The organism is Actinoplanes sp. NPDC048791 (assembly GCF_040650095.1).
Taxonomy (GTDB): domain Bacteria; phylum Actinomycetota; class Actinomycetes; order Mycobacteriales; family Micromonosporaceae; genus Actinoplanes.
This window is the reverse complement of record NZ_JBEZGQ010000215.1, coordinates 1-10534: the sequence shown is the minus strand read 5'-3', so window position 1 is coordinate 10534 and position 10534 is coordinate 1. Positions and strand designations below refer to the sequence as shown.

9 protein-coding genes, 1 tRNA gene and 1 pseudogene are annotated in these 10534 nt (G+C 71.6%); 6 read left to right on the top strand and 5 right to left on the bottom strand.

Annotation, left to right across the window (positions count from 1 at the left end):
- Nucleotides 1-105: 105 nt before the first annotated feature.
- The 3 genes from AB0C29_RS17885 to AB0C29_RS17875 all read left to right on the top strand — a co-directional run bounded on the left by AB0C29_RS17885 (nt 106) and on the right by AB0C29_RS17875 (nt 1842).
- Entirely contained in the window at nt 106-768 is a 663-nt protein-coding gene (locus AB0C29_RS17885) for a hypothetical protein (RefSeq protein WP_360821406.1), read from the top strand.
- A gap of 313 nt (nt 769-1081) precedes the next feature.
- The gene (gene orn, locus AB0C29_RS17880; protein WP_360555146.1) at nt 1082-1672 is read left to right on the top strand and encodes an oligoribonuclease; all 591 of its coding nucleotides are present in this window, start codon (nt 1082-1084) and stop codon (nt 1670-1672) included.
- 94 nt (nt 1673-1766) lie between these two features.
- A tRNA-His gene (locus tag AB0C29_RS17875) sits at nt 1767-1842 on the top strand.
- Nucleotides 1843-1980: 138 nt separating this feature from the next.
- On the opposite strand, the gene AB0C29_RS17870 is transcribed toward AB0C29_RS17875, so the two are convergent.
- The 3 genes from AB0C29_RS17870 to AB0C29_RS17860 all read right to left on the bottom strand — a co-directional run bounded on the left by AB0C29_RS17870 (nt 1981) and on the right by AB0C29_RS17860 (nt 6082).
- A complete protein-coding gene (locus AB0C29_RS17870) occupies nt 1981-2865 on the bottom strand; it encodes an MHYT domain-containing protein (RefSeq protein WP_360821404.1) in 885 nt (294 codons plus the stop codon).
- A gap of 156 nt (nt 2866-3021) precedes the next feature.
- Nucleotides 3022-3714, bottom strand: coding sequence for a hypothetical protein (locus AB0C29_RS17865; protein WP_360821402.1), 693 nt, complete (start codon nt 3712-3714; stop codon nt 3022-3024).
- Nucleotides 3632-6082: a sensor histidine kinase gene (locus tag AB0C29_RS17860; RefSeq protein ID WP_360821401.1), complete on the bottom strand. Its 2451-nt coding sequence runs from the start codon at nt 6080-6082 to the stop codon at nt 3632-3634. The genes AB0C29_RS17865 and AB0C29_RS17860 overlap by 83 nt, the downstream gene beginning before the upstream one ends.
- A 297-nt stretch (nt 6083-6379) precedes the next feature.
- Between AB0C29_RS17860 and AB0C29_RS17855 the strand changes: the two genes are divergently transcribed.
- From AB0C29_RS17855 to AB0C29_RS17845, 3 genes are read left to right on the top strand one after another with little or no spacing between them, the layout of a single operon-like run.
- Nucleotides 6380-7024, top strand: coding sequence for a hypothetical protein (locus tag AB0C29_RS17855; protein WP_360555013.1), 645 nt, complete (start codon nt 6380-6382; stop codon nt 7022-7024).
- 10 nt (nt 7025-7034) lie between these two features.
- Nucleotides 7035-8258 (top strand): hypothetical protein, encoded by a 1224-nt coding sequence (locus AB0C29_RS17850; RefSeq protein ID WP_360821399.1) that lies wholly within the window; start codon nt 7035-7037, stop codon nt 8256-8258.
- A gap of 58 nt (nt 8259-8316) precedes the next feature.
- Nucleotides 8317-9378: a WYL domain-containing protein gene (locus AB0C29_RS17845; RefSeq protein WP_360821397.1), complete on the top strand. Its 1062-nt coding sequence runs from the start codon at nt 8317-8319 to the stop codon at nt 9376-9378.
- Here the strand turns inward: AB0C29_RS17845 and AB0C29_RS17840 are convergent.
- Nucleotides 9367-9858, bottom strand: coding sequence for a hypothetical protein (locus AB0C29_RS17840; protein ID WP_360821395.1), 492 nt, complete (start codon nt 9856-9858; stop codon nt 9367-9369). The genes AB0C29_RS17845 and AB0C29_RS17840 overlap by 12 nt on opposite strands.
- A 195-nt stretch (nt 9859-10053) precedes the next feature.
- Nucleotides 10054-10534 (bottom strand): annotated as a pseudogene (locus AB0C29_RS17835) (peptidase); the annotation flags it as partial.

Below are 10534 nucleotides of genomic sequence, written 5' to 3'. Positions count from 1 at the left end.
GCGAGGCAGAACACGCCGAGCAGCCCGGCCCCGCGAACGGAGCCGACTGTGGCTCAGACGACACGGGCCGAGGCGACGAAGCCAGCGACGGCGCGGTCAGAGCCGATGCCGGCGGAGCGGATCCGGGCCGAGGCGACCCAGGCGGAGACGGCCGCGGCGGAGGCGGTCAAGGCTGGGAAATCTGATCCGCACATCACCGAGCAGCGTGCCCGTCCGACCAGCGCGCAGGCTCAGCCGAACACTGTCACCCGTCCGGCCGACACCCGTCCAGCGGATGCCAGCCCGGCGGACACCCGCCCGGCCGACACCCGTCCCGCGGATGCTCGCCTGGCTGACACCCGCCCAGCGGATGCCAGCCCGGCTGACACCCGCCCGGCGGATGCTCGCCTGGCTGACACCCGCCCGGCCGATGGCGCGGAAGCGACCGATAAGGCCAAGTCGACCGGGGTCGACGCTGACAGGGCCAAGGCACACCAGGTCGAAGCGGACAAGGCCGAGCGGGACAAGGCCGAGTCGGGCAAGGCTGAGGTTGGGCAGGCCGAGGCGGACAAGGGCGACAAGGGCAAGCGCAAGCCGGACGGTTCGCTTTCGCGGCTGGCGGCGTACAAGGCTGAGGTTGCGGAGTTGCTCGGGGGTGACTCGGCCGCTCGGCGGCGGCGGAAGAATGTCACTGCTTCCGGGCTGCCCGCGCCTGATCCGGCTACCCAGGAGCCGCCGATCAAGGTCACCCGGCCGCCGCGTAAGGGTGGCTCGCGTTCCAAGGACTGATCGGGCGTAAGCCGGGGCGGCCGTGACCCTTAGAAGGGTTGCGGCCGCCCAGTGGTCGGTGCACAACTTCAGATATCCGAAAAGGGCCCTCCGCGCTGCCGACGCGGAGGGCCCTTTTACCGGGGGAACGGAGTAACCGAAGGGGGGCTTCGTCCGTTAAGCACACTTTAACCCCTGCACGGCCGAACTGGGTAGTCCTGGGGCTAATACGGACAATCCAGGGTGAACGTGCCCGGTGCGGGTGTGGTGTCCCCGGCGGGTGGGTACGGCGGACGCGGCGACACGGTTTCCGCCCGGCGCGTAGGCTGAGCGGGTGGCGGATCTTCTGGTGTGGATCGACTGTGAGATGACGGGTCTCGACCTGGGCAAAGATGCCCTGATCGAGGTGGCCGCGTTGGTGACCGGTCCCGATCTCGACGTTCTCGGCGACGGCATCGACCTCGTCATCCATGCCGACGATGCGGCCCTGGACGCGATGCCGGAGGTCGTGCGTGACATGCACGCCAAGTCCGGCCTCACCGACGAGGTACGCCGTTCCACCGTCACCATGGCGGAGGCCGAAGAGGCCGTCCTCGCGTACATCAAGCAGTTTGTGCCCAATCCCCGCTCGGCGCCGCTGTGTGGCAATTCCATCGCCACCGACCGGGGTTTCCTGGCCCGCGACATGCCGGCGCTGGACGACTTCCTGCACTACCGCATGATCGACGTCTCCTCGATCAAGGAGCTGGCCCGCCGCTGGTATCCGCGGGTGTACTTCGGCCAGCCGCAGAAGGGCCTGGCGCACCGGGCCCTCGCCGACATCCGCGAGAGCATCCGCGAGCTCGAGTACTACCGCCGCACGGTGTTCGTGCCGCTGCCGGGCCCGGACGTCGACCAGGCCCGGGCGATCGCGGCGGAGCTCTGAGCCACGCCGAGCGGTAACCCGGTCGACGAGTCGGCCGGTGCTGCCGCTATGCTTGTCCGGCACGCGTCGCGGGGTTCCGCGGCAAGGCGGCATGGTGGTCGTAGCTCAGCTGGTAGAGCACCGGGTTGTGGTCCCGGGGGTCGCGGGTTCAAGTCCCGTCGGTCACCCCAGAGCAGTCAGGTCGGAAGGGTCAGTCGCGTAACGCGGCTGGCCCTTCCGCCGTTTGGCGTGAGCGGGGTCGCTCGGCAGGCTGAAATGCGCGACGGGCGCCGATCAGAAATGATCGACGCCCGTGGGAAAAGTGGCGACTACTGGCCCGCGCGGTCCCGGAAAGTCCAGGCAGCCCCACCCGTCGGCATCCGCCGCCCGTTGGGTCCCTGCTGCGGCGCGGGCTCGTACAGGTCGTCGTCGTTCTCGCGCTCCAGCCGCGCGGCCAGGTACGCGGCCGCCGCCCGGTCCTCCTCGGTCGGCGCCGCCATCAGGGCGTACACCAGGCCCAGGACGCCGAAGATGACCGTCAGGCCGATCGGGATGAGCAGCGTGCTCGCGTTCGCTCCCGTCACCGACGCGCCGGTCGCCGCGGGGTCCGGGTGGACCGACATCGCCGACATGCCCGTGAAGTGCATGCCGTTGACCGCGACGCCCATGACCAGGGCCGACGCCACGATCGCCAGGGGGCGCTGCACCGTCATGGCCAGCCACAGCGCCACGGTCGCCGCCACCACCGCGATCGCCACCGCCGCTACGACGCGGCTGGTCATGTAGTCGATGGTGCCGTCGAGGTGCATCGCGTACATGCCGGTGAAGTGCATCGCGGCCACGCCCAGGCCGGCGAAGAGGCCGCCGATGATCAGGCGGGCGCCCTGGACCTTGGTGCCGCGGGCGGCGATCGACAGGCCGATGGCGACGGCGCCGATGGCGATCAGCGCGCTCAGGGCGGTCACCGGGACGTCGTACCGGATCGGCATGCCCACCACGCTGAAGCCCAGCATCGCCACGAAGTGCATGGTCCAGATGCCGGTGCCGCCGATCGCGACCGCCGCGAGGGTGAGCCACCAGACGCGCCAGCCGGCGCTCGGCGCCGTGCGCAGCCGGACAGCGCACACCAGCCCGAGCAGTGATCCCAGCACGGACAGCGTGTAGCTGAACGTCGGCGTCAGCCAGCCGTGCTCGAAGTGGTGGATCTGCGCCATGCCTGGTCACTCCCTTGATCGACCTACCGATGCATCCTCCCTGGCTTATTCGCGTTCGGCATCGCGATGAAGGGCGCCCGGGCCGGAAATCGACGTTGGTAGGGGGCATTCCTGACTGTTCGGAGCCCTGAGGTGACCGTCGACCGGAACGATCGGTCAGGATGGACGAGGGGCTTGTTGCCCCAGGTAATCGGTTACTGGACCGAGGGTGATCACGCCGCTGCCGGCTCCGGCGAGCTCGCCGGCGGCTGGGCGGAGTTCCGCGCGGACCCGGGCGAGCGTGTCCTGATCGTCGAGGGCCAGCGCGGCGCGGGCGACCAGACACAGTCGCGCCTCCCACAACAGGTCGTGCGGCGATTCAGGGACCGCGCGCAGGGCAGCGGCCGCCCGCTGCCGGCTGCCGCCGACGAGCAGCACCAAGGGCCGGGCCCAAGGCTCGTACGGGCCGAAGTCACCATCAGGCGCACCGTCCAGGTCCAGGCTGAGCAAGGCCAGCGCAAGCAGCCCGTCCGCCATCCCCGGCATGCCGCTGCCGTTCAACCTGGCCTGAGCCGCCCGGTACGCTACCGCCGCCTCGCCGGTCCGGCCGTCCAGGGCCAGCCGCAGCGCGCGGTACCACTGGGTCAGCACCCCGACCAGTGGCAGGTCGTAACGTTCGGCGAGCTGGTCGGCCGCCTGCGCGTGGGCATCGGCGACGGCAGGCTCACCGAGCGCGCTGTGTGCCTGGACCAGGATCAGATGACCGAGCACCTCGAAGGTGACCAGCTCATGCCGGGCGGCCACCGCGACCAGTTCGGCGCCGATCGCAGCCCGCTCCCGAGCCAGCCCGGTCCGGCTGAACGTGTGCATGAACCGCGCGTTGAGCGCGAACGCCAGCAGCCCCGGATCCCCGGTCCGCCGGGCGATGGCCTCGGCCTCCCGTGCTGCCCGTTCCCCGCGGTCGGTGGTGGTGCCGCGCAGCTCCAGCGCGATCGTGCTGAGCAGCCGGCTGCGCTGCTCCGGCCGGTCCGGGCCGAGGGCGGCCAGGGTGCGTTCGGCCAGCTCGACGATCTGCGCGGAGAGCCGGTCGTCGTCGTTGCGGGTCCAGACCGCCGGCACGTCGAAGGCGGCGAGGACGCTCGCGGCCAGGTCCGGATCGTCGATCTGCCGGACAGCGGCGACGGCCTCGGCCCGGAGGGAGCAGAACCGTTCCCGGAACCGGGCCCGTGCCCTGCCACTGCAGCGCCCCGAGGGAGCTGCGGGTCGGGTCCTCAGTGCCCGTGCCGACCAGCGGCCTGTCCCAGGACGTGTCCGGCGGGGTCGGGCCGGCCGGCAGTGCGGCCTGGCCCTGGCCGGTCGTGACCAGCTCGCCGGGGACCAGCACGACCGCTGTCACGCCGCCGTAGCCGCTGGGTCGCAGCGAGACGCGGATGCCGTGCCGGTCGGCGAGCTGGGCCACCACGAACAGGCCCAGCCGGGCGCTGTCGGCGGGATCGAAGTCCGGCGGTTCGAGCAGCTTGCGGTTGGCCTCGGCGAGCGCCTCGGGGGACATGCCCAGGCCGCGGTCCTCGATCTCCAGCGCGTACCCGTTGGGCAGGACCTGGCCGACCACCTGGACCCGGGTCTGCGGCGGGGAGAACGACGCCGCGTTCTCCAGCAGCTCGGCCAGCAGGTGGATGACGTCACCGACGGCCCGGCCCAGCACCGCCGACGACTCGACCGAGACGATGTCGACCCGCTTGTAGTCCTCGACCTCGCTGATCGCGCCGCGGACGACGTCGATCACCGGCACCGGGTTGCGCCAGCCGCGGCCCGGGGCGGCGCCGGCCAGGATCACCAGGTCCTCGGCGTGCCGGCGCATGCGGGTGGCGAGGTGGTCGACGCGGTACAGGTCCTCGAGCTCGTCCGGCTCGGTCTCGCGCCGTTCCATCTTGTCCAGCAGGGCCAGCTGGCGGTGCAGCAGGGTCTGGCTGCGCCGGGCGATGTTGAGGAAGACCTCGTTGATGCCGCGGCGGACGTTCGCCTCCTCGACCGCTGACTGCACGGCCGTGCGCTGGACCTCGTTGAACGCGCGGCCCAGCTGACCGATCTCGTCCCGGCCGTACTCCAGGGGTGGCGTCTCGACCTCGACGTCGACGGCCTCGCCGCGTTGCAGGCGCTTGACCACCGTCGGCAGTCGCTCGCCGGCCATCTCCAGGGCCTCGCCGCGCAGCCGGGTCAGCCGGCCGACCATGGACCGGCCGACCCGCACCGACACGATGATCGAGATGATGAAGGCGATCAGGCCGAGCAGGCCGGCCAGACCGAGGCGGACCAGCACGTCCACGGCGACCGGCCGGGCGTCGCCGGGCAGCGCCGCGACGGCGTTGACCTCGAACGCGGTCAGCTGCTGGGTCGCCGTGTCGAACGTGGGCCGCCACTCCGCCGCGGTGATCGGCAGCGCGGTGCCGGGCCGGCTGTCACTGAGCAGCTCGTCCTGCAGCTCGCTGAGCCGGCTGAACGACGCGCCGGTGCTGAGCTTCTGGTATGCCGTGCGGTCCTGCGCGGGCAGGTCGGTGACGCCCTCGGCCAGCAGGAAGCGGGACATGCTGATCGCCTGCACCAGGTCGTTGCGGGCGGGCGCGCTGAGCTCGCCGGCCGCCAGCGCGCCGCCGACCAGGGAGTTGGTCCGGCTGAGGTAGTCCTGGCCGCGGGCGATGGTGACCACCGCGCGGATCTTGCGGTCGATCCGCTCGTCGCCGAAGGCCGCGGTGGCGACGAACATCCGGAAGCCGGACTCCACCATGCTGTTGTAGAGGTTCTGCGCGCCGAGCACGTCGACCTCGCGGCGGTCGATGTGCTGCCTGTTCTCGTTCAGGCCGTCGAGGTCGGAGACGAGCTGCCGGATGCGGGTGCGCAGCACGTCGTCGGCGGCGTCCTGGGCGTCGGCGCTGCTGGCCGAGCGGCGGAAATCCGCGGCCGCGCGGTCGGTCGAGGCGCGCTGGGCGACCAGCGCGGGCGGCACGGCCTGGTCGTCCGACAGGTACGCGACAGAGAGCCGCCGTTCCAGCTGGAGCTGACCGACCAGCCGCTCACCGGGCGAGCCGACCTTGTCGACCAGGGTCTGCGCCGAGAGCAGCTTCAACGCCGGGCCGGCGGTCACGCCCGTGGCGAAGACCCACAGCGCCAGCAGAGCGGTCAGCGGGACCGCGGCCAGCGCGATGATCTTCGAACGGATCGACCAGTTGCGGGTTCGCATCAGACTCCGCCCGAGGGGATTACAGGACCGTCGGCACGCTGAACCGGGTGACCACGGACGAGGGATTGACGGCCGTTGACATCGGTGCTGCGTGCGCCTCCGGCAGAATACGGAATGGATGCGCTCCCAGCCACCTCGCCGGTGTGCCATGGATCTCCACAAAGCACCCGCGAAGCGGTCGAAGCGGTCCGGGCCCGCGCTCAGCCGCACCCGCGGAGGATTTCACCCCGGCACCTGGAATCGGATTGATGACCCTGGTTGAGTGGGCATACCTCCGGGTGAAGAAGGAGGAACGCCATGTCCGCTTGGCTCACCATCGTCCTGATCATCGTCGTGCTGGTGATCGTCGCCGCGATTCTGCTCGCGGTGCGGGCCGGCCGCCGCAAGAAGCTGCAGCAGACCTTCGGGCCCGAGTACGACCGTGTCGTCGCCGACGCCGACAGCCGTACCGATGCCGAGCGTGAGCTGCGCGAGCGCGAGAAGCGGCATGCCGAGCTCGAGCTCAAGCCGCTGTCCGCCGAGTCCAAGGCGAAGTACTCGGTGGCTTGGGAAGAGGTGCAGATCCAGTTCGTGGACGCGCCCGAGACCGCCGTGTCGACCGCCGACGAGCTGACCACCCGGCTCATCGCCGAGCGCGGCTACCCGACCGGCGACTACGACGACCAGCTCGCCACCCTTTCCGTCGAGCACGCCCGCACGCTCGAGCACTACCGCGACGCCCACGCCATCAGCGAGCGCAGCAAGAACGGCCAGGCGGACACCGAGGACCTGCGGCAGGCGCTGGTCCACTACCGTGCCCTCTTCGCCGACCTGCTCGGCGAGAACCCGGTCCGCAGCGAGGGCGCGAGCACCCCGGCGGACGAGCCCAAGGTCCCCAACCAGCAGATCAACAACCACGACAGCGACGTCGCGGGCTCCCGTCCCGACGCCACGAGCCGCTGAGGAGCCGACCATGCGTTTCTTCTCCAACGACGCGCGCGAGTCCAGCGATGACCAGGCCCAGGACGACGGGCCCGAGCGGGTACGGTCCGAGCCGGTGGCCGTACCGAACCAGCGGCCGCCGTCGCCCTGGTCGAACACGCCGCCCGCAGCCGACGACCGCACCCCAGCCGACAGCACGGCGGCCGACCCGGACCGGGACGGCGTCGTGGACCAGGAGGTCGATGACGTGACCCGCCGCGAGGACACCGACCCGCCGCCGTTCCACGAGCCGAGCCCGCAGCCGACCGCTTTCGGCGCGTCGACCGTCGGCGGCGCGGTGGCGGCGTCGGCCATGGCCAACCCGACCAACGACCGGTGGGACGCGACCGACCGCGACTCGGCCGCCGACACCGGCGTCGGCGACGACGCCAACGTCGCCCCGGGCGACGGCGTGGTCAACTCGGACGCAGACCGGCACCCCGGCCACGGCACCGTCACCGCACCCGACACCGTCCCGGCCACCTGGACCGCCGAGGACACCCGCGACGGGCGCGACCGCACCGATCCGGACGACGTGGTGGACGTTCCGCTCGACGACACGAGCAACACCGGCCCCGGCGCGGTCTCCGCGCGGTCCGACGACCGCCCCGACCTCGACGGCGACGGCAACCGGGACGACTCGGTCACCACCTTTGATGACCAGGCCCCGGCGACGTCCGCCGCGCTCAAGGACGAGGGCGGCTTCGACGACCCCAAGGCCGTCGACCCGGCCACCGAGACCCCGCTCGAGAGCTCCGCCTCGGACGGCAACACCGCCGACACCACCCCGCTCAAGGACGACGCCCCGCTCAAGGACGACGGTGGCTTCGACGATCCCAAGGCCGTCGACCCCGCCACGGGCGCGCCGATCGACAGCACGCCGCCCGCCGAAGCGGCCGTCCCGGTCGCCGCTGCCGCCACCGCTGCCGCGGCTACGACCTCCGCCGGCACTGCGGAGAAGTCCGGCAGCCTGTTCGACCAGGACGACGCCCGGACGTTCCAGGAGCGGTGGCGTGACGTGCAGCTGCGTTTCGTCGACAGCCCCAAGGACGCCGCCGGCGACGCCGCGAAGCTGGTCGACGAGGCCGTCGAGAAGCTCTCCGCCAGCCTGCGCTCGCAGCGTGAAGGCCTGAACAACGACACCGAGGACACCGAGCAGCTGCGGGTGCAGCTGCGCGGCTACCGGGACATGCTGAACCGCATCCTCAGCCTCTGAACCCGTCCCGCATCCCGGCCGCGTGCTCACCGCACGCGGCCGGTGCCATGCTGGGCTGATGCGCGCGTCCCGGCTGCTCTCCCTGCTGCTGTTGCTGCAGAACCGCGGGCGGATGACCGCCCACGAACTCGCCGCCGAGCTCGAGGTCTCGGTCCGGACGGTCTACCGCGACGTCGAGTCGCTCGGCGCGTCCGGCGTGCCGGTCTACGCCGACCGCGGTCCGGCCGGCGGCTACCAGCTGCTCGACGGCTACCGCACCCGGCTGACCGGCCTCACCGGCGACGAGGCCGGCACGCTCTTCCTGGCCGGGATGCCGGGCCCGGCTGCGGAACTGGGCCTCGGCTCGGTGCTGGCGGCCGCGGAACTCAAGCTGCGGGCGTCGCTGCCGGGTGAGCTGGCCGACCGGGCGGACCGGGTACGCGAACGCTTCCACCTGGACGCGCCGGGCTGGTTCCGCGCCGACGAGCCGACCCCGCACCTGGCCACGGTGGCGGACGCGGTGTGGCGGGCCCGCATGATCGAGGTCCGCTACCGGCGCTGGAAGGCGCCGCGCGAGGTGACCCGGACGCTGTCTCCGCTGGGCGTGGTGCTGAAGGCGGGACGCTGGTATCTGGTGGCCGGGTTCAAGGAGCGGGTCACGGCGTACCGGGTGGTGAACATCCTCGACGCCGAACTGCTCGACGAGCCGGCCCACCGACCGGCTGACTTTGATCTGGCCCGGTTCTGGCAGGAGTGGACCGAGCAGTACGAGCGCGGGGTCTACCGGGCGCAGGCGACCGTACGGATGACGACCGAGGCCCTCAACCGGATGGCGTACGTCTTCCCGCCGGAGATGGCGCGGACGGCCCGGGCCTGCGCGGGGCCGGCCGGGGACGACGGGTGGCTGACCACGACAGTGCCCATCGAATCGGTGCGGCACGGGCATATCGAGTTGTTGAAGCTGGGGGCGGAGGCGGAGGTGCTGGATCCGCCGGAGCTGCGGGAATGCTTCGCGGAGACGGCCCGCGGTCTGAGCCGCACGTATCTGTCCACCGCCACGCCATCCTCTTCTTCTTCGGACAGCGCGGAGCCCGGGCCGCTCGGGCCCGGGCTCCGGGTGGATCAGTCGTCAGACGAGTGAGACGTCGCTCGCGGTCTGCTCGGTCTTCGGGTCGGTCGGCGGCTGTGGCGGCACGTCCGGGTCCTCGTCGTCCGGCGGCGGATCGTCCGGCGGGGTCGTCGACTCCGTCGGCGGGGTCGTCTCGTTGCCACCGGGATCCGGCGTCTCTGAGGAGGCCGGGTCGGTCGGTGACGTCGGCGGCTTCTCCGAATCGGACGGCGACGGCGACGGCGACTTCGTCGTGGCCGGGCGGGCGTTCTTGGTCCGGGTGAGCGGTTGGGTGTTCGACTTCGGTTCGGTACGGATCGCCTCGGCCTCGGTCGGTGCGTCGCCCGCACCGGAACCGCCGCGGGGCGCCTCCACGTTGTTCTGCACGGATGTCACGGCGGGCGGACGCTCAGGCGACAACGTCACCTGACCGAACTGCACGCCGAGCCACATTGCCGGTCCGAGGCCGATCGCGACGATGGCCCCGAAGAGCGCCATCGGTCCCCGTTCCATAGCGCCCCTCCCCCCTGTCAGTGACGATCATCGCCGCTTCGAGTGGCCTTCATCTACCCAATTCGGCGAAGGGTAAGCGAACGAACATGGCACCCATGATGACCCCTGGTGACAAGTTCGTGACTCATCCCGTCGGAATGACGTCTCTATCTTCACCACGGAAGCCGACGATCAACAGTTCAGCCGGCCCGGCAACTATCTGGTACGGGACAGGAACGCTACGGCGTCGTCGAGCGCGGCCCAGCCACCCGGCAGCTCGTCGGAGTCCAGCGCCGTGCGCACGCTGAGCGTCCCGCCGTCCCGCAGGCTCAGATCCCAGCTCCGGCGCCGAGTCCGGGTCGCGCCGGCCACCTCGGCGAACGGCACGAACCGGCTGCCCGGCGCGGTCTCGTCGCGCTGCGGCACGTCGGCGGCCGCGAACCGGGCGAGCCGGCGCTTGGCCGAGCCGTTCTGCGAACGGGGCAGACCGGGCACGAGGAACAGTCCGGTGTCGACAATCAGCAGGTCGGTCCGGGCGCCGTCGACGATCAGGTTGACCACGCCGCCGACGACCTCGGGCCGGGTCTGTGCGGTGTCCGCACCGGCCACGGCGGCGGGATCGATGCGCAGCTCAGCGAGCCGTTCCCGGGCGGTGGCGACTGTCGCGGGGTCACTGGCCAGCGCGGCGAGGCCGCCG